The 17,898-nt window shown below is 46.2% G+C and carries 14 protein-coding genes; 11 read left to right on the top strand and 3 right to left on the bottom strand.

Going from position 1 to position 17,898, the window contains the following annotated elements:
- Positions 1-123: 123 nt before the first annotated feature.
- The 4 genes from IAQ59_RS00570 (at position 124) to IAQ59_RS00555 (ending at position 7,551) form a co-directional block, all read left to right on the top strand.
- Entirely contained in the window at positions 124-1,239 is a 1,116-nt protein-coding gene (locus IAQ59_RS00570) for an o-succinylbenzoate synthase (RefSeq protein WP_209328821.1), read from the top strand.
- An 85-nt stretch (positions 1,240-1,324) separates the two neighbouring features.
- Positions 1,325-3,721, top strand: a complete 2,397-nt coding sequence (locus IAQ59_RS00565; protein ID WP_209328820.1) for a PSD1 and planctomycete cytochrome C domain-containing protein — start codon at positions 1,325-1,327, stop codon at positions 3,719-3,721.
- A gap of 3 nt (positions 3,722-3,724) precedes the next feature.
- Complete coding sequence (locus IAQ59_RS00560; RefSeq protein ID WP_209328819.1) at positions 3,725-6,091, top strand: PSD1 and planctomycete cytochrome C domain-containing protein; 2,367 nt, start codon at positions 3,725-3,727, stop codon at positions 6,089-6,091.
- On the top strand, positions 6,088-7,551 hold the full coding sequence (locus tag IAQ59_RS00555) for a DUF1501 domain-containing protein (RefSeq protein ID WP_209328818.1): 1,464 nt from the start codon (positions 6,088-6,090) through the stop codon (positions 7,549-7,551). Before IAQ59_RS00560 ends, IAQ59_RS00555 begins: the two co-directional genes overlap by 4 nt.
- A gap of 107 nt (positions 7,552-7,658) precedes the next feature.
- On the opposite strand, the gene IAQ59_RS00550 is transcribed toward IAQ59_RS00555, so the two are convergent.
- Positions 7,659-8,033: a BlaI/MecI/CopY family transcriptional regulator gene (locus tag IAQ59_RS00550; RefSeq protein WP_209328817.1), complete on the bottom strand. Its 375-nt coding sequence runs from the start codon at positions 8,031-8,033 to the stop codon at positions 7,659-7,661.
- Between the two features lie 244 nt (positions 8,034-8,277).
- Entirely contained in the window at positions 8,278-9,027 is a 750-nt protein-coding gene (locus IAQ59_RS00545) for an acyl-CoA desaturase (protein ID WP_209328816.1), read from the bottom strand.
- A gap of 179 nt (positions 9,028-9,206) precedes the next feature.
- Between IAQ59_RS00545 and IAQ59_RS00540 the strand changes: the two genes are divergently transcribed.
- Positions 9,207-9,581, top strand: coding sequence for a phage holin family protein (locus IAQ59_RS00540; RefSeq protein WP_209328815.1), 375 nt, complete (start codon positions 9,207-9,209; stop codon positions 9,579-9,581).
- A gap of 116 nt (positions 9,582-9,697) precedes the next feature.
- Positions 9,698-12,217, top strand: coding sequence for a DEAD/DEAH box helicase (locus IAQ59_RS00535; RefSeq protein ID WP_209328814.1), 2,520 nt, complete (start codon positions 9,698-9,700; stop codon positions 12,215-12,217).
- Between the two features lie 88 nt (positions 12,218-12,305).
- Here IAQ59_RS00535 and IAQ59_RS00530 read toward each other — a convergent pair whose 3' ends face one another.
- Complete coding sequence (locus tag IAQ59_RS00530) at positions 12,306-12,746, bottom strand: AlbA family DNA-binding domain-containing protein (RefSeq protein ID WP_209328813.1); 441 nt, start codon at positions 12,744-12,746, stop codon at positions 12,306-12,308.
- A gap of 114 nt (positions 12,747-12,860) precedes the next feature.
- Here IAQ59_RS00530 and IAQ59_RS00525 point away from each other — a divergent pair, with 114 nt between their 5' ends.
- From IAQ59_RS00525 to IAQ59_RS00505, 5 genes are all read left to right on the top strand, one after another.
- Positions 12,861-13,430, top strand: coding sequence for a hypothetical protein (locus tag IAQ59_RS00525; RefSeq protein ID WP_209328812.1), 570 nt, complete (start codon positions 12,861-12,863; stop codon positions 13,428-13,430).
- 60 nt (positions 13,431-13,490) lie between these two features.
- Positions 13,491-14,393 carry a histone deacetylase family protein gene (locus IAQ59_RS00520; protein WP_209328811.1) on the top strand — a complete coding sequence of 301 codons (903 nt, stop codon included), beginning with the start codon at positions 13,491-13,493 and terminating at the stop codon, positions 14,391-14,393.
- Between the two features lie 156 nt (positions 14,394-14,549).
- A complete protein-coding gene (locus tag IAQ59_RS00515) occupies positions 14,550-15,200 on the top strand; it encodes an OmpH/Skp family outer membrane protein (RefSeq protein WP_342450668.1) in 651 nt (216 codons plus the stop codon).
- A 98-nt stretch (positions 15,201-15,298) separates the two neighbouring features.
- Positions 15,299-16,270: a deoxyhypusine synthase family protein gene (locus tag IAQ59_RS00510; RefSeq protein WP_209328810.1), complete on the top strand. Its 972-nt coding sequence runs from the start codon at positions 15,299-15,301 to the stop codon at positions 16,268-16,270.
- Positions 16,271-17,896 (top strand): OmpA family protein, encoded by a 1,626-nt coding sequence (locus IAQ59_RS00505; RefSeq protein ID WP_209328809.1) that lies wholly within the window; start codon positions 16,271-16,273, stop codon positions 17,894-17,896. It begins immediately after the preceding gene.
- Positions 17,897-17,898 lie beyond the last annotated feature (2 nt).

The following is a 17,898-nucleotide window of genomic DNA, read 5'->3' as shown; positions in this document are numbered from 1 at the left end:
CTTGGGTAAACAATGGGAATAAATCCTTAGTTTTGATAAATAGATGGCAAATATACAGGTTTTATCGGTTTGGGTTTTGCCTGTATTTGAGAAATAGCTGCCGGATAGTTTTTCAATAGATAAATGAATCATAAGATCGAAAGAATACAGGTTTCTGCGGCATGTACGCCCTTGACCCTGAAGTTTAAATTTGATGCAGGCACTTCCAGAGGGGTATTGAGGGAAAAACACAACTACCTTTTGCACGTTCGGTCCCTTAGCTACCCAAATTGGGTTGGGATAGGAGAGGCCGGGCCTTTGGTAGGACTTAGTTTGGATGATCGGATGGATTTTAAGGAATGCCTTCGGCAAGTATGTGATAGTTTGGGGCAGGTGACTTTTTCCACCGATCCGGAAACGCTGATGGCCGAAGTGGCTGATTTGGTAGACGAGCGGCTTCCAAGTATCCGGTTTGCGTTGGAGACGGCCCTTTTGGATCTGATTCACGGTGGAAAGCGTCGAATTCTTCCCAATAGCTTTTATGACGAACATATCCCCATACCCATCAATGGGTTGGTTTGGATGGGTACGGAGGATTTTATGCAACGGCAAATAGACGAAAAGATCGCTGCCGGATTTTCATGTATCAAGATGAAGATTGGGGCAATAGATTTTGATACCGAGTACGCCTTGCTCAAAAAAGTGCGGCAGCGATACGGCAGCAAGGAAATTACGCTGCGTGTCGATGCGAACGGGGCGTTCTCTCCCGCTGAGGCTCCGGCAAAGCTGGAAAAATTGTCAAAATTGGCTATTCACAGTATCGAGCAGCCGATTCAGGCGGGGCAATGGAGTGAGTTGGAGCGCCTTTGCACAATCTCGCCCGTTCCCATTGCACTGGATGAGGAGCTGATCGGAATAGGGGATTCCGGCGAAAGAAAAGCTCTCTTGAACCTTATAAAGCCTGCCTACATAATTCTGAAGCCAACCCTTCTTGGGGGTATACGGGCAACAGCAGATTGGATACGTTTGGCAGGAGAAGCAGGGATTGGTTGGTGGATGACCTCCGCATTGGAAAGTAGCATCGGCTTAAACGCCATTGCACAATTTGCTGCCACGTACGCCTCATCGATGCCACAGGGTCTAGGTACGGGACAATTGTATCACAACAATATTGAGTCACCCCTAACGGTCAAAGACGGCTATCTTTGGTACCTATCCGAAAAAGGTTGGGCTAGTATCTATGGTGAAGATTTAGATTGAAAACCGCATATCCCATAATCAGTGGAAAATAGAAGATAAATGTTTATCTTTAAAATCTTGTGATTGATGTGACATATACATGCTAATGGAAGTTTTAAGGGTTTTTCCAGCTGCCGTTTTTGGTAGTTTGCTCGTCCTTTCCGGCTGTGGGAAAGAAGCACCTTACCGTTCAGAAGGGGATGTACCCGAGATTATCAGCTATAATCTCCATATTCGCCCTATCTTGTCCGAGAACTGCTTTGCCTGCCATGGTCCGGATGCCAATAAGCGAGAAGCTGGTTTGCGTCTGGACTCTGAGGAGGAGGCTTTTTGGGCGCTTAAGGATAGTCCCGGGAGTCACGCTTGGGTGCCGGGTGATCCTAGGTCCTCTATAGCTTTTCAGCGGATTATTGATACAGATCCGCAAGAAGTAATGCCCCCACCTGCTACCAACTTAACCTTGACAGAACGGGAAATAAAGTTGATTGAAAGGTGGATACAGCAGGGAGCGAAATACGAACCACATTGGGCGTTCATTCCACCAGTTAAAGCTGAATTGCCAAAGGTATCCGCCTCCTCATGGCCAAAGCTTCCAATTGACTACTTTATTCTGGAAAGACAGGAGCGAGAAGGACTTAATCCAAACCCGGAATCCGATCCGGCGCAGCTATTACGTCGGATTACACTGGATTTGACAGGGTTGCCACCTACAGTTGAAGAATTGAGCGCATTTATAGCAGATCCATCCCCGGAGCATTACGAAAGGGTAGTAGACCGTTTGCTCGCCCAAAAAGCCTACGGTGAACGGATGGCCGTTCAATGGATGGATTTGGCCCGGTATGCAGATTCACATGGTTACCAAGATGATTATTACCGCACACAGTGGCCTTGGAGAGATTGGGTAATTCATGCTTTTAATAACAACCTATCCTATGAAGCCTTTGTCACTTGGCAGTTGGCTGGTGATTTATTACCTAACGCAAATAAAGAAACGCTTTTAGCGTCAGCTTTTAATCGAAATCATAAAATCACCGAGGAATCTGGCGCCATTGACGAAGAATACCGTGTGGAATATGTGGTCGATAGGGCAAATACGGTCGGAAAGGCATTTTTAGGCCTTACCTTGGAATGTGCCCAGTGCCATGACCACAAATACGATCCCATATCCCAAAAGGAGTACTTTCAGCTCTACGCCTTTTTCAATCAGGTGGCCGAATACGGCATCGAGGAGTCCAGTCCGGGATTTTCCAGAAAAAGTCCTGCCAAACATCCCATGATGGAAATAACGGAAGAGGATATATCGGACATACTTTCCTTTGTCAACAGACCAGACTCCACCACGTTGGCAGTATCCCTGATAGGGGATGTAAAATCAGGGGCCAATTTCCGAGCCCTAGAGTCAGAGACGGGTTTTTTACGCGTTTCCGTTATGGGCGATTTGGATACTTTGAGAGAAACGTTTGTATTGGAAAGGGGTGACTACGAAGCGCATGGAGAGCGCGTGGAGCCTGGTACACCGTCCGCTGTTTTATCTTTTGGAGAAACCTATCCGGCCAATCGATTGGGATTGGCAAAGTGGTTATTCGACAGACAAAATCCACTAACTGCCAGGGTATTTGTAAACCGGTTATGGATGCAGTTTTTTGGCGAAGGAATCGTGGATACCCCGGGTGATTTTGGCATGCAAGGGTCTTTGCCCACACATCCTGAGCTATTGGATTGGCTGGCTGTAGATTTTATGGAGTCCGGGTGGGATATTAAGGCATTGGTGAAGACATTGGTGACGTCGGCTACCTATCGTCAAAGCTCTTACGTTACAGAAGAAAAGTTGCGTAGGGATCCCGACAATAAACTCGTATCCCGATTTCCGAGAATGCGTCTTCCTGCCGAGCACATTCGGGATGTGGTATTGGCAAGTAGTGGCTTGTTGGTACCGGAAATTGGTGGCCCAAGTGTGAAACCCTACCAACCGCCGGGGTTATGGGAACTTGCTACTTCGGGTAGGGGTAATTTGGCATCCTATAGACAAGACTCCTTAAAAAGTTTATATCGAAGAGGGTTGTATACCTTCATCAAGAGAACCGTTCCCCCACCTTCAATGATCCTGTTTGATGCCAGCAATCGAGATGTATGTGAAGTAGAACGCACGCGAACCAATACGCCCCTACAGGCTTTGTTGATGTTAAACGACCCGACGGTACTGGAGGCTTCTAGGGTACTTGCAGCAACACTTCTCAGGGAAGGGATGGAAACCGAAAGGGCTCTTAGAGAGGCCTATGCCCGGATTGTAGGGCGATTTCCCGATGATCGTGAATTAGGGATATTGGTCGATTTTCACAGGGAACTGTTACATGCCTACGAAGAAGATAACACAATGGCTTCCAAGATGCTTGAGGTAGGGGATTCACCTGTTCCCACCGATCTGCCTGTGCAGGATATGGCTGCGCTCATGCAGGTAATACATACCCTGTACAATATGGAGGAAACCATTACAAAATCGTAATTGATGATTTGTCCTATCAGTCGTTTGCCGAATTATTTCCGTAAAAGCAGGTTGCTGTATGCTAGCGCTGCTTTTGCCGTATTTTCCTTTATTTTGGCGCAAGGCTGCGGAAGGCCGGAAAATGCGGAAAGCGGAATGCCCGATCAGGTGAGCTATAACCTACATATCCGACCGATCCTGTCAGACAATTGCTTCGCTTGCCATGGTCCAGATGCGAACAAGCGGGAGGCTGGCCTTAGGCTGGATACCGAAGACGATGCTTTCAAGGTGCTTAAGGACAATCCCTCCCGTTATGCGATTGTGGCGGGCAACCCCGATGATTCGGAACTGTTCCATCGGATTGTCTCGACAGATCCCCTCGAGAAGATGCCCCCGCCAACGTCGAATCTGGCACTATCCGATAGAGAAGTGGCACTTATTGAAAAGTGGATCAAGCAGGGGGCAAGGTACGAGCCACATTGGGCTTTTGTATCTCCTGCCAAAGCAGCGCTTCCCACCGTGAAGGAAAGCAGTTGGCCGTACAATGAAATTGATTTTTTCATACAGGAAGCCCAAGAGCAACGTGGTTTAAAGCCCAATGCACAAGCCTCAAAAGAGATGATTCTTCGCCGATTGTCGTTTGATCTGACGGGGTTGCCACCTTCCGTGGAGCTGCAGGATCGATTTTTGGCTGATGACCGTCCGGAGGCCTATACACGGTTGGTTGAAGAGTTGTTGGCAAGCGATCGGTTTGGAGAACGCATGGCGGTTCATTGGATGGATATCGCCCGGTATGCTGATTCCCATGGCTATCAGGACGATAATTATCGCAGTCAGTGGCCGTGGAGAGATTGGGTAATACATGCGTTTAATAAAAACCTGCCTTATGATGAGTTTTTGACTTGGCAGCTTGCCGGAGATTTGCTCCCCAATCCGACCAAGGAACAAATTCTGGCAACAGGATTCAATCGGAACCACAAAATTACAGAGGAAGGTGGTGTGATAGATGAGGAATACCGGGTGGAGTATGTGGTAGACCGGACCAATACGTTTGGCAAAGCGATGATAGGCATAACGATGGAATGCGCCCAATGTCATGACCACAAGTATGATCCCATTTCGCAAAAGGAGTATTTTCAACTATATGCCTTTTTCAATAATATTCGGGAGGTGGGCCATGAATCCAATATTGGGGGGCCGGATACTTACGCAAAGCACCCCAAAATCGACATCACCGATGAGGATATTGACGGAATCTTATCTTTTGTGAACAAAAAAAATACCCTCGGACTTATTGTGTCGGTCATGGGGGAGAGGGATAGCGTTAGGAATACGCATGTATTGGAACGAGGAGTTTACGATGCGCCCGGTGAGCGGGTGGAACCCGGGACGCCTGCTGCAATTTTGGCGTTTTCGGATCGGTATCCCCGTAATCGTCTCGGACTTGCCAAATGGCTTACTGACCCTAATAATCCGCTGACCGCACGGGTATTTGTCAATCGCATTTGGGCGGAGATTTTTGGGAAAGGCTTGGTAGAAACAGTGGGGGATTTTGGAATGCAGGGAAAATTACCTACGCATCCCGAATTGCTAGATTGGCTCGCCGCAGACTTTGTGGAAAATGGATGGGATATCAAACGTTTGGTCACGCAGTTGGTTCATACCGCCACCTATCGGCAGTCTTCCGAGGTAAATGAAAGTGACTTATATGCCGATCCCGCCAATCGATGGTATACCCGTGCTCCGAGAGAACGGATCAAGGCCGAGTTTGTCAAAGATTTGGTGATGGCCAGCAGCGGTTTACTGAATGGGGAAATCGGTGGTCCCAGTGTAAAGCCTTATCAACCGGAGGGACTTTGGGAAGCGGCAGCTTCTACGGGTGCAAAGGTTGGTCTCTTGGGTACCTATATTCAAGATAAGGGAGATAAGCTTTACCGCAGGGGGTTGTATACCTTTATCAAACGAACCTTGCCTCCCCCAAGTATGATCATTTTTGATGCTAGCAACAGGGACGTATGCGAACCCGAGCGAACCACAACCAATACGCCACTGCAAGCATTGGTGATGATGAATGATCCCATGGTATTGGAAGGTGCAAGGGTACTGGCGGCAAACCTACTGGGCGACTCCACAGTTGGTAGTACCGATAAGCTCGCAATGGCGTTTCGGCTAATTGTAAACCGACATCCATCCGATAGTGAGCGTAAGGTTTTGGAAGCTTACCACGAAGAGCAGCTTACCTATTTTCGCGATCATTCAGAGGTAGCCCAAAAAATACTGAATGTGGGAGAATTTCCCCAAAACGGCTCCCTAGATCACGTAGATCAAGCGGCGCTGATGCAGGTGATTTGCTTAATTTATAATTTAGAAGAAGCGATTACAAAATCATGACTAAGGAAAAAGAAATTATTGAACATGGCTTGAATACCAACCGAAGGCATTTTCTTTCCAAGTTAAGCCTTGGCCTTGGCTCGGTTGCTTTGGGTTCACTGCTGATTCCAGACCTTTTAAACGGCAGTTCGGAAAGGCAACAAGAGGATCTCCTTGCCGGGATTCCCCATTTTGCACCCAAGGCCAAGCGGGTGATCTACCTTTTTCAGAACGGAGCGCCTTCCCAGTTGGAGAGCTTTGACTTTAAGCCAAAGCTTCGGGAAATGTGGGGAGAGGAACTGCCGGATTCCATTCGTCAAGGCCAACGGCTTACTGGAATGACCTCCAGTCAGACTTCGTTTCCCTTGGTCGGTTCGTTATTTGATTTTCAACAATACGGCCAGGCTAGGGCTTGGGTCAGCGAGCTATTCCCCCATACGGCCAAAATCGTGGATGACCTTTGCATCGTTAAATCTATGCATACGGAGGCAATCAACCATGACCCCGCACTGACGTTTTTTCAGACAGGTGCCCAACAGGGCAATCGTCCCAGCATAGGGGCTTGGCTTAGTTATGGTTTGGGGAGTGAAAACAGCAACCTTCCTGCATTTACCGTATTGCTTTCCAAAGGGAGCGGAAATGGTCAGGGCGTTTATTCCAAGTTATGGAGCAATGGCTTTCTAGAGTCCATCCATCAAGGTGTGCAGTTTAGCAGTGGTGAAGATCCCGTTTTATACCTTAGCAATCAAGAGGGGATGACGGGTGCGCAAAGGCGTAAGATGCTGGATCGTCTAGCGGAATTGAATCACCTTTCTTTCGAACGCTTGGGGGACCCGGAAATCCACGCGAAAATCGCACAGTATGAAATGGCCTACCGTATGCAAACCGCTGTACCAGAAGCCACAGACCTATCCACGGAGCCGGATATGATTTTTGACTTATATGGCGAAGATAGCCGTAAGCCGGGAACCTATGCCGCAAACTGCCTACTTGCCAGAAAGCTTTCGGAGAACGGAGTCCGTTTTGTACAGCTTTATCATCAAGGATGGGATCAGCATGGTAACCTGCCTAAGGAAATGAAGGCACAGGCCAAAGACACCGATCAAGCAACCGCCGCGCTGGTTACAGATTTAAAGCAGCGTGGTTTATTGGATGAGACCTTGGTGATCTGGGGGGGGGAGTTTGGTAGGACCAATTACTCGCAGGGGAAATTAACCAAAGAAAATTATGGAAGAGATCATCACCCTAGGTGTTTTTCCATCTGGATGGCAGGTGGAGGCGTCAAGCCTGGATTTGTCTTTGGCGAAACGGATGACTTCGGTTATAATATCGTGAAAGACCCGGTTCATGTCCACGATTTTCAGGCTACGGTATTGCATCAGCTGGGTCTAGATCATGAAAAGCTTGTCTATAAGCACCTAGGCAGACGATTTAGATTGACAGATGTCGCGGGAAGGGTCGTAAAGGAGCTTTTGGTTTAAGCGATGCATGCGCTTCAAGAAAAAAAGGCCATCGATCACGACGGCCTTTTTTGTTCGATTATCTTCCTAGACTAACATACTATCTGATAAAAGATGTGGATGATAGGTTACTTTTCACTTTCTAAAACTTCTCCTTTGACTTCCTTTAGAAGCCGCTCCATCTCGAGCGAATCCATGTTGCCATCTTTGGCAAAAAAGGATGCCAGCTTGGCAAACGAGCCGTTGAAATAGCCTGAAAGTAAATTTTCAATAGAAAACCGCCGATATTCATCTTTCGATACAATTGGAAAGTATTCGTGCGACTTACCGTAAGCGGTATGGCTTACAAAGCCTTTTTTTTCCAGAATGCGGATAATGGTGGAAACCGTGTTGTAGGCTGGTTTTGGTTCCTTCATTTTGGCAAGCAAATCTTTGACAAATCCTTTTTCGACTTCCCATAGGATCTGCATCACCTGTTCTTCTGCTCTAGTTAGCTCTTTCATCTTTGTTTGTGGTTTAGGTGTTTTTCAGTGGTTACAAGTTGGGAACTCTACCGATAGGCGGTGAGTACAAAACAACGACAGCGTACTTTATCGAAGGTTACATACCGGACTTTTGTTGGTTCAAAAATAGACTATATTTATCAATAAATACAGTGAAATGCTAAAAAGTGAGTGATTTTTAAATCAATAATCCCTATAAATAAATAAACCACCGATTTGGTGGTTTATTTTGTCGGCCTAGATGTTAGGCTGTCTTTAATTTTATGATACCAGAAGCATGCAGCAGCTTGACAATCGGATAGGTTGGGTCAAATTCATACCACTTAACCGCAAAGTTTGGTCTTTTGGGAAGTTTGTGGTGATTGTTTTGAAATAATTCACCGAGCATTAGAAAATCGAGAAACAGGGAATTTTTGGATTTGTCGTTGTTGTCAAAGTTCGCATAGCCGTACTTGTGCCCGCTCCAATTAACTATCGCACCGTGGACAGGCCCCATCATAAAATGCAATGGGAGCAAGAAATACATCCACCAGTGAGTGCCTGCAAGCTCAAATACGCTAATGCTCAGCACATAAATAAGCACATAGACTAGTGCCCATCCTACACGAACCACCATGGTATCGGCAAAGAGATCAAACTTATTCCAGTCCGGAACATCTTTTGAAAACCGTTCTTCTGGCTTGACGCGGAAAGTAAAGTGGTCGTTGTATATTTTCTTTGTCTTCCACATCATCGTAAATAAATTTTCGGTGTGATGCGGGCTGTGAGGGTCTTTGGGTGTATCGCTGTAGGCGTGGTGCATACGGTGGAGTATGGCATATGCGCGAGGCGAAAGGTACGAAGAACCTTGGCAGATCCAGGTAAATACGTAAAAAAATCGCTCCCAGTATTTGTTCATCAGAAACATCTGATGGGCGGCGTATCGGTGGAGAAAGAAACTTTGACAAAAGAGAGAGAAATACCAATGAAGGAGAAATAGAACGACTAGAATCACTTTACTAAATTATTACGGTTATTAATAAACTCTGTAAAGTTAAGCCCTTTGAGCATTCCAGAAGAAAAAACTCAAGGTTTTTTTCGTATAAAGTGATATATCTCATATTTTAGAGGTTGAGGGGAGCCATTGCTCCCACAACCAAAGAAAATTATCTACATCCAAAATCTGTCAATCGTATGGGTAAGCCAAAGGAAATACTTGGGATTCTCTTTCAGCTGGTAGTGGCCGGTCTCGCCGTCATTTTTACCGCTTATATTTTACCGGGGATAGAGGTGGATGATTTTTTGACCGGCATAATCATTGCGGCTTTGTTGGCTTTGTTGAACATGACGATTAAGCCGATTCTGATTTTCCTGACCATTCCGATTACCTTGGTTACTCTGGGGCTGTTTTTGCTGGTGATTAATGCCGTTTTGGTATTGATTGCGGCCTCCATTGTCAGGGGGTTTACGGTAGACAGTTTTTGGTGGGCCCTGCTATTCAGTTTGATTCTTTCCTTGGTAAATTCAATACTTGGTATCTCCTTGGGTGAGGGTCGCTTAAGACGTTGAGCCTAAAAGGCAGGTTTTGGGTGTTTTTTTGGGGATTGTTAGATTGCGTTGCGCTTACAAAAACTATTACTTAGCTTTAGCTGATCGATTTTCTGCTACTAATTTCACCCTAACCAATGGCCAACTCATCCAAATTGAAGTCCAAAAATTCTGCAACAAACCGAAAGAAGAAAAGGCCGTCCATTCCCTATCACCGCAAGCCTGAGGATCTCACCCTAGAACAGTGGCAGATAGGGTTGCGAAAGCAGTATGCCGGCATGCAATCCTTTGAGATTGCCAATCTAGGTTCGGATCCGGTCTTTTCGGATTATGAGGTAAAAAACCTCGATTCAGGTACCAGTTACAAAGTTGCAATCCGCAGCAATCCCGATCAGGTGAACGCTGGCCAAAACAATAATTTCTGTGCCTGTTATGATTTTAAAACCAATGGATTGGGTACGTGCAAACATATAGAGGCAGTTATCCTGCAGATATCCAAGAAGAAAGATCTCAAAAGACGTTATAAAACAGCGCAATTTGAGCCACCCTATAGCTCCGTTTTTCTGAAATACGGCACTGAGGGAAGGACCGTCATGCTTCGGATTGGGTCATTTAATTTTCAAAAAATCAACGCCTTAAGCAAAGCGTATTTTTACCCGGACGGACGTGTAAAATTGGCAAGGCTGCATGCACTTGATGTATTTCTTCAGGAGGTCAAACGATTGGATCCAGACTTTCGCTGCTACGAGGATGCCATGTCGCATATCATTGCGTTGCGGGAAAGGGCCAGAAGAAAGGCTTGGCTGGCCAGCCAAAAGGAGGCGATTGATCAAGGTATGCTTGCTAAATACATCAAGGCCACACTGCATCCCTATCAACGGGAAGGGGTTTGCTTTGCGTTAGAAGCTGGTAGGGTGTTGATCGCCGATGAGATGGGACTCGGTAAAACGATACAGGCCATTGCTGCGGCCGAGGTATTTCATAAGGAGTTTCATGTTCAGAACGTATTGATAGTTTGTCCTACTTCGCTGAAGTACCAATGGAAGTCTGAAATTGAAAAGTTCACCGATAGTGCAGTACAGGTCATAGAAGGGAATAGGCTTAAACGCTTGGAACAGTACACAAACGAAAATGCCCTGTATCATATCGTAAGCCACCACCTTGTCGGCTATGATTTAGAGGAGCTCAATGCCGCTGGTTTTGATCTGATTATTCTCGATGAAGCCCAACGGATAAAGAATTGGAAGACTAAAATTTCACAAAATATCAAGAGGTTATCTTCTGAGTACGCCATAGTCCTCACGGGCACCCCCCTTGAAAACAAACTGGAAGAGCTCTATTCCATTGTGCAATTTATTGATCCTTTTCGATTGGGTGCGCTATTTCGATTTCTATACAACCACCAGGTTACTGATACGGTGACTACGAAGGTAATTGGATACAAGGATCTGAATAAAGTCGGTGAGATCTTGGGGGATTTGATGATACGGAGAACGAAGAAAAAGGTACTTAGCCAATTACCCCTTCGGCAGGACAAAAACCTCTTCGTACCGATGACCGACGAACAGCAAGCCGTCCACAACGAATGTTATGATACCGTTTGCCGGTTGGTGAATAGGTGGCGAAAGATTGGGTTTCTTCCGGAAAAGGATCGGCAAATGCTGATGATCAATCTCAACATGATGCGTATGGTTTGTGATAGCACCTTCGTCTTGGATCAAAAGACCCGGCACGATACCAAGATTTCGGAACTCATGGGGATTTTGGATGAAATATTTGAAATGCCCGGAGAGAAGGTTGTCATCTTTAGTCAGTGGGAGCGGATGACGAGGCTGGTTGCCAAGGAACTGGAGGGTTTGGGTGTCCGGTTTGAAAATCTTCACGGTGGTATTCCTTCCCAAGATCGAAAAAGCCTTTTGGACAATTTTATAAAAGATCCCGAATCCAGGGTGTTTCTCAGTACTGATGCCGGAGGGGTTGGCCTGAACCTTCAATCTGCCGCTTACTTGATTAACCTGGATATTCCGTGGAATCCGGCCGTTTTGGAACAGCGGATAGCACGAATTTTCCGCCTGGGGCAAAAAAGGAAAGTCAATATCATCAACCTTGTCTCAAATGGCACAATAGAGCACCGCATGTTGGATGTGTTGAAGTTTAAATCCACAATGGCCGAAGGGGTACTAGATGGGGGAGACGATGCGATTATGATGCAGGAGGACAGGTTCCGCCAGTTCATGAATAGTGTGGAATCTGTGGTAGATGAGATCCCTAAGGAGACTTTTTCACCGGAACTGAATGACTCCGAGGAAATAAAGGAAACCTACCAGAAATCGCAGGATACTCCCGGTGATCTTGGGTTTGATGGCAGACAAATGGGGCTGTTTGATGAGGAAAAACCAAGGACTTCGAAAAAAAGTGCTCCTGAGGAAATACCAGTGCAGGGAAGTGGCGCACCTGACTGGATGACGCAGTTGGCAAAGGCATTTGCAGACCCTGCTACGACAAAAAAACTTGCCCAGACGTTTACCGAAAGGAATGAAGAAACGGGTCAAACCTTTTTCAAATTACCGGTAGAAAATGAGGAAGTGGTTGAAAACGTCTTGAATAGTTTGGGTCAGCTATTCAAGGCGATGGACTCGCAGCACTTCGGCAGATAGCGGCAAGAACCGTCCCTTCGACCAGGCTCAAGGCCCCAATTCCGAAGGCTGAGCGGAGCCTAATCCCACTAAATCAAGTTCATTTCCCTTAGCCTTCTGGCGTTACCGGCACACTTCGGTCTTCCTTTCGCAGGTAATAGGTACGCTTGCCTTCGGCGTCCACCACGTAATGTGGCTTGGCTAAGCTTTCGGGAATGTGCAACAGCAGAATGTACTTTTCCTCCTCCAGCATTTCATCCCCCCACTGGGAGATTTCATAGGTTTGGAAGTGGTAGTTGATAGGCGGCGTGCAGTAATGCGCAATCGCAGCGTCGAGCATAAACTTTTCTTCCTCCGGGTCTATGCCGGTAATTTTTCGTTGATCAGAGACGCCTACCACGATTGTCCCTCCGATGGTATTGGCAAAGGCGACGATGGTCTTGGCAATTTTTAGCTGATTACTAATGCTTTGTTTAAAATCCAGATTTATTCCTTCGCATCTCGAAATTATTTTTTTTATTAATTCGTTGTCTTTTTTCGGCGATTCCATTTCATCAAATGATAAAAGTTACTAAATTATACACCCATAGGGCTGAATAAACTAGATGATTTGTGTTTTCAACCTTTCAGTCCCTTTTTCTTTTAGCTAAACGAAGGCCCCAGCATGCAAGCAGTAAACAAAGGATTTGACCCAGAAACCATTGCAGTCCTTAAAGAAGAACTAACGTCCGCAGGTAAGACGTTCAAGATAGTACCAAGTGAAGATAACTCAGAAGAGTTTGTAAATTTTTATTTCCTGGGCGTATACGAAGGCAAGGAAGTAATTTACGATGCAGCGCTCTATACGCTTAGGCTTCATCACGCAAGCGAATTGTACGAAATAGCCGAGCACGAGGCCGCCAAAAAATTCCCCAACTTCAAAGGTATTCATTACGAAGAGGATGAAAATGGGAACCTCAAGCCCCTAAAGAACGAGGAGGAAGAGATTGGCTGGTTCATCACAGAAATGATCATGGAGATGGAAGAGGACGAGACTGTCAAAGTACAGGAATTTGTCGACTTGGATACGCACCATGATTTTGGGATAGGGTTGGATGCAGCTCTCAACATAGAGGCTATCGATGAGACGGTTATTGCTGATTTTGTCCGAGATTTTAATAACGATACGATTACTTTAGACGAAACCTTTTATTCATTCCAGTCGGAAGAGGAAGAAGAGGCCGAGGAGGATTGATTTGCCCTTTTTTTCCAACAAATGCGGGCATCCTAGGTTTGTTTGTCAAAAGGTATCCTCATGTTGAAAATAGCTTGGTCAGATTGTTATGCGCATCCCTTACCGAAAGGACACCGCTTCCCGATGGAAAAATATGAGTTGCTTCCAGAGCAGCTTGTTTACGAGGGTACGGTCACTTCCTCGAATTTTTTTCAACCGGGAAGATTGGGCATGGAGTGGGTATTGGCTTCCCATCGTAGTGACTACGTAGAGCGACTTTTTGCCCTTGAGCTTTCCAAGGCAGAGATACGTAGGACCGGATTTCCAATGAGCAAAGCCCTCGTGGATCGCGAAATTCATATCATGGATGGTTCTGTGCAAGCTGCAGTCTATGCATTGGAACATGGGATCGCAATGAACGTCGCCGGGGGCACCCATCACGCATTTTCGGACAGGGGAGAGGGCTTTTGCTTGTTAAACGATATAGCCATTACAGCCAACTACCTGCTGCAATCAAAGTCGGTTTCGAGGGTTTTGATCGTAGATTTAGATGTGCATCAGGGAAACGGTACCGCCGAAATCTTCACGGATGTGAAGGAGGTGTTTACATTTAGCATGCATGGCGAATCCAATTACCCGATGCACAAAGAAGTCTCAGACTTGGATGTTGGTTTGCCGGATGGTATAGAAGATGCCCAATACCTCAAAAGGCTAAGGAAGTATATGTTGCCGTTAATAGATAGTTTTCAGCCTGAATTTATGATCTATCAGAGTGGTGTAGACGTGCTGAAGACGGATAAATTGGGCCGATTGGGCCTTTCATTGCAGGGCTGTATGGAAAGAGACCGGATGGTACTGCAACTGGCAAAAACAAACCATATCCCCATTATGTGCTGCATGGGTGGAGGTTATTCAGAACGTATTCGGGATATCGTAGAAGCGCATGCAAACACCTTTCGCTTGGCGCAGGAAATTTTTTTCTAGTGATACTAACGGTAATAGAATGAATCCTTTTTTTTTGGTTTAAAGGTCGGTTTCAAGACAAGCTTGGAAGCATTTTAACAGTTTATCCCGAATTTTAAATTTGTAGATAGCCAAGATTGTTTATATTTGCCCCGAATCGTAAAAAAGTAAAAACAAGTGAAAAGAATCATCAACGCAGTAGGGATCCTATCCCTTGCAGGCCTTTTAATGGGAGGCTGCAATTCAAGTGCTCCTTCCGGCGACTCCGGAGAAGGGTCAACAGGAGAAATAAATATGACGGATTTGAACGTCGCCTACGTTCATACGGACAGTGTGATCAATAAATTTGATTTTTTTATAAACAAGTCCAAGGAGATTTCCGATAAGGGCAAAAAATTTGAGGAGGAACTGGCATCCAGGGCGAGAGGGTTTGAGCGTGAGGTAACCAACTTTCAGCAATCTGCCAATACAATGACCATTAACCAAGCGAGGGCGAAGGAAGAGGAGTTGGTAACCAAAGAAAGAAACTTGGTTACTTTTAGGGATAACTTGATGCAGGAACTGTCTGCAGACGAAACACGTCTTTACAATGAGGTGTACGACATGATACAGGAGTATTTGGCAAAATACGCCAAGGAGAATGATTTGGAGATGATCCTTTCTTATACGCGTGGAGGGGGTGTCTGGTACGCGGATAAAGCATTGGATGTGACCGAATCGGTAATCAAAGGAATAAACGACGACTTCAAAAGCAAATCTGACGCAGCTACTGCCACTCCTGCCCCAGCTGCCACCGAGGCAGCGCCTGCGGAGCCGGAAGCTAATTAATTGCCTTGTTACTAGGAAAGAGCCCGGGAACGCCGGGCTTTTTTGTTAGTGCCTGCCTGAGTATTTTTGTGACAACAATTGAAACAACTAAAGAGACCATGGAGATTACAACGTTTTTAAAGCACCATTACAGACATTTTAATGCGGCGGCGCTCATTGACGCGGCAGAAGGATACCGCGCTCACCTAGACGGAAACGGAAAAATGATGATCACCCTAGCCGGTGCCATGTCTACCGCAGAGCTTGGCATTTCTTTGGCAGAAATGATCCGCGAGGACAAGGTGCAGATTATCACTTGTACGGGTGCCAATTTGGAAGAAGACGTGTTTAATCTTGTAGCGCATGATTATTACGAACGAATTCCAGGATACCGGGATTTGTCTCCGGAACAAGAGCAAGCGCTTCTCGAACGCCACATGAACCGGGTGACCGATACTTGTATTCCAGAGATGGAGGCCATGCGACGCATTGAGCATGTAATTTTAGAGGAATGGCAAAAGGCGGATAAGGCCGGAGAACGCTATTTTCCGCATGAATTTTTTTATAAGATCCTTCTTTCAGGAAAACTCGATGCTTCTTTCCAGATTGATCCAAAAAACAGCTGGCTACTGGAAGCGGCTAAAAAGAACCTGCCTATCATTGTACCCGGATGGGAGGATTCCACCTTGGGAAACATGTATGCGGGCCACTGTATCTCCAAGGATATCCATCATGTGCATACCGTTCGGAGTGGTATTGAATACATGATGTTTCTGGCAGAATGGTATACGGAAAATGCGCAAGAGGATAGCACGGTTGGCTTCTTTCAGATTGGAGGAGGTATAGCGGGAGATTTCCCCATCTGCGTGGTGCCCATGCTGCATCAGGATCTTCAGCGGGATAATGTGCCTCTTTGGGGATATTTCTGCCAGATTTCGGATTCTACCACTTCCTATGGTTCCTACTCAGGTGCCGTACCCAATGAAAAGATTACCTGGGGAAAACTAGGATTGGATACACCCAAATATATCATCGAATCAGATGCCACCATTGTGGCCCCTTTGATTTTTGCGATAATTTTAGGAAAGTAAATGAGTTTATCCAGAATACAGCATTTAAAAAAAGCAAAACTAGCGATAGTCTTTGCTTTTTTTGTCTTCACCAATATCCTGGCGCAAAAAATGACTCCAATAACCGGCGCCAACTCACCCTACGACGAAATTCACCCTGTTCTTTCTCCGTCCGGTGATTTGTATTTTACCCGGGCATTTCACCCGGAAAATACGCCGGGTTCTGCAAACTTAGGGGATATTTGGGTAAGCAAAATGCGTGCTTCTGGGGAATACCAAGTGGCCAGTCGTAACCAGGAATTATCCTTGGATGGGATGGATGCAGTGCTTGGGTTTTCACAATCAGATGAACTTTACGTTTATCACGGTATACACCGCTATTCCCCAGGCATTTACCTGTACCGGTGGGTAGATGGTAGCTGGGGAGACTCCAAAAGGGTGGAAATTCCGGGTTTCAGACCTACCGGACAGCAAGTAACAGGACGCTTAAGTACGGACGGAAGTACCCTCGTGCTGTCCATGGAGTCCTTTGATTCCTATGGAAACGAAGACTTGTACATCACCCGAAAAACCAAATCAGGAGCATGGTCTCGGCTTCTGCACTTGGGTCCAGAGGTCAATACGGCTTATCAGGAGCTTACACCGTTTTTGAGTGCCGATCAGCGTGTGCTGTATTTTTCATCTAACGGGCACGGTGAAAAAAGCCTTCAAAAGATTTATTTTTCCATTCGCCTAGACGACTCATTTGTGAGATGGACCGATCCCTCGCCGGTAGCTCAGCTGCAAACCTTCGGGGTTACCCTTTCCTATTTTACCGATTCTGGGAATGGTACGTCTTACCTGACCAGTACCAGCAGTAGTGAGGGATACGGCGACATTTTTCAAATCGGCGATGGGCTACAGGCTTTAATTGACGAACAATTGGAGGCCAATCTCTTGTTGGCGATCGGGCAGGCTACAGAAGTGGGTTCACAGCCCGTCCAACAACAGCTTTTTGAGAAGGATACGATGGTGGTAGCAAATGAAGAAGAGCCCATAAATAAGGAGCAAAGGGATGTCATGCCCAAAAACTTGCCCGACGGGGTATCTTTGAAGCAGCGAATAGGCCAGGTCTACCCAAATTTCCAATTGCTTGTTATGGGTGGTGGTCGAATAGCAAATCTTGGTATCGATAGTCCGTCCTCGCAATTCCAAGGGGACCTTAGCCAGGCCGTTCTATTGGTAGAGGGCTACTTGCCCGGAAAACTGAAGAACACAGGAAGTGAATGGGATATGCCAAATTTGATTCCTGCGCAAACAGGAAATCGGCTGATTCTGGATAATATTCAGTTTCAACGTGGCGGAGTACGTTTTTTGGATTCCGAGTCAGCCGAAGCGGTAGAAGTGATTACGATCTTTCTTACGCAAAATCCGACGTTGAAGATTTCCCTGGAGGGGCATACGGATAGCTTTGGCAATGTGGAACTCAACAAAAAGCTGTCTTTGGATAGGGCTAGTAGTATCAGAGATCAACTTGTTGCAAATGGGATCGCCTTTGACCGGATCCGTGTGGCCGGTTATGGAGGTAGCAAGCCCCTTGCCGACAATCAAAGTGAGGAAGGTCGCACTTTGAATAGAAGGGTGGAAATGGTAATTTTGGAAGATTAGCC

Source organism: Lunatimonas salinarum, from assembly GCF_017811155.1.
Classification (GTDB): domain Bacteria; phylum Bacteroidota; class Bacteroidia; order Cytophagales; family Cyclobacteriaceae; genus Lunatimonas; species Lunatimonas salinarum.
The sequence above is the reverse complement of the archived record's forward strand: the minus strand, read 5'-3'. Positions and strand labels throughout refer to the sequence as shown.

Excerpts from the sequence above, each read along its gene's own strand:
- IAQ59_RS00525 (WP_209328812.1), top strand. The coding sequence starts at position 12,861 with ATGCAAGCAGTAAACAAAGGATTTGACCCAGAAACCATTGCAGTCCTT.
- IAQ59_RS00540 (WP_209328815.1), top strand. The coding sequence starts at position 9,207 with ATGGGTAAGCCAAAGGAAATACTTGGGATTCTCTTTCAGCTGGTAGTG.
- IAQ59_RS00535 (WP_209328814.1), top strand. The coding sequence starts at position 9,698 with ATGGCCAACTCATCCAAATTGAAGTCCAAAAATTCTGCAACAAACCGA.
- IAQ59_RS00530 (WP_209328813.1), bottom strand. The coding sequence starts at position 12,746 with ATGGAATCGCCGAAAAAAGACAACGAATTAATAAAAAAAATAATTTCG.
- IAQ59_RS00560 (WP_209328819.1), top strand. The coding sequence starts at position 3,725 with ATGATTTGTCCTATCAGTCGTTTGCCGAATTATTTCCGTAAAAGCAGG.
- IAQ59_RS00510 (WP_209328810.1), top strand. The coding sequence starts at position 15,299 with ATGGAGATTACAACGTTTTTAAAGCACCATTACAGACATTTTAATGCG.
- IAQ59_RS00520 (WP_209328811.1), top strand. The coding sequence starts at position 13,491 with ATGTTGAAAATAGCTTGGTCAGATTGTTATGCGCATCCCTTACCGAAA.
- IAQ59_RS00570 (WP_209328821.1), top strand. The coding sequence starts at position 124 with ATGAATCATAAGATCGAAAGAATACAGGTTTCTGCGGCATGTACGCCC.
- IAQ59_RS00565 (WP_209328820.1), top strand. The coding sequence starts at position 1,325 with ATGGAAGTTTTAAGGGTTTTTCCAGCTGCCGTTTTTGGTAGTTTGCTC.
- IAQ59_RS00550 (WP_209328817.1), bottom strand. The coding sequence starts at position 8,033 with ATGAAAGAGCTAACTAGAGCAGAAGAACAGGTGATGCAGATCCTATGG.
- IAQ59_RS00555 (WP_209328818.1), top strand. The coding sequence starts at position 6,088 with ATGACTAAGGAAAAAGAAATTATTGAACATGGCTTGAATACCAACCGA.
- IAQ59_RS00505 (WP_209328809.1), top strand. The coding sequence starts at position 16,271 with ATGAGTTTATCCAGAATACAGCATTTAAAAAAAGCAAAACTAGCGATA.